Source organism: Aeromonas sp. QDB18 (assembly GCF_027705325.1).
Lineage (GTDB): Bacteria > Pseudomonadota > Gammaproteobacteria > Enterobacterales > Aeromonadaceae > Aeromonas > Aeromonas caviae.
Window position 1 is genome coordinate 1 of the sequence record NZ_JAPDBQ010000315.1, and the last position, 964, is coordinate 964.

Consider the following 964-nt stretch of genomic DNA (forward strand, 5'->3'; position numbering starts at 1 on the left):
GCGCGAGCAGCTATCACCCAGTAATGGGAATCCCCCTCCTGTGACGCGAAGCGCTAAGGTGGGGGAGGATGTCAAGCCGAGTTTGTTGACGTTGATGTAGCCGCCGACATTGACCCTGCCTTCGTATTCCACATCGACCTCTGCCTTGACCTTCTTGGTCAAGGTTGCCCCTGTCTCATCTCTGTCACCGCGGTAATCGGCGGATGCAGTGCCCGTCATGGCCATGATGACCGCGGCGGCTAATGAGCTATAAATAAGTCCACGCATAATGAGTCTCTCCATTGAACTTTCAGCGGAAGATATGCCCATCGGCTGATACCCCCGGGCCTGGCTTCCTATCCCTGCGGCATCATGGGGATGCCGTTACTGCGCCAGCCAGGGGCAGGGAAACCATGTTGACTGACTGGTTTCCCTGTCCCGTGACCTGGTTCACCTGAATGACCCCCTTGCTGCCCGTGAGGGCGGTGTCATCCAGATAGATGCTGGTAGTGGTGTTGGCGGGGGGCTTTCCCCCTGGGGTCTTCGCGACGCTGGAGCTGAGATTGATGTCGGTCACGACACCCAGGCCGCTGTCATCGAGGGACAGGGCGAAGGCGTTCAGTTGCTGGTTGCCCTCACCCGCCCCCTGATTGATGCCGACCAGTCCCCGGTTCTGGCTCAGGGCCGAGCCCAGGATGGCGACGCTCTGGCTGCCGTTCAGATTGGTGGTGGATTGATTCAGCTGACCAAATTGAATGACGGCCGGACCCGAAATTGCGATGGCGGCAAGATTGCCTTGTTGGTTGTTATTGCCGGCAACCATATTGACGCCCATGGAACCACGAATATTGCTCAATGCCTGAGCACCGAGATCGGCCCGGTTTTGCGCCATTGAGGGGGGGGCAAATGCAGGGTGAGAGCGTGAACATCCTGTTAAATTTCAGAGAGTTTTTGCAGGCCAGCTGCGAGCACAGTGTCCAGATAG

At 57.9% G+C, this 964-nt stretch carries 1 protein-coding gene and 1 pseudogene; both read right to left on the minus strand.

Translation table 11 applies throughout. The features are described from left to right. Window positions 1-267, minus strand: a pseudogene (locus tag OKC30_RS21090) (hypothetical protein); the annotation flags it as partial. 82 nt (window positions 268-349) lie between these two features. Next, on the minus strand, window positions 350-835 hold the full coding sequence (locus OKC30_RS21095; protein WP_223920447.1) for a hypothetical protein: 486 nt from the start codon (window positions 833-835) through the stop codon (window positions 350-352). Window positions 836-964: the final 129 nt, after the last annotated feature.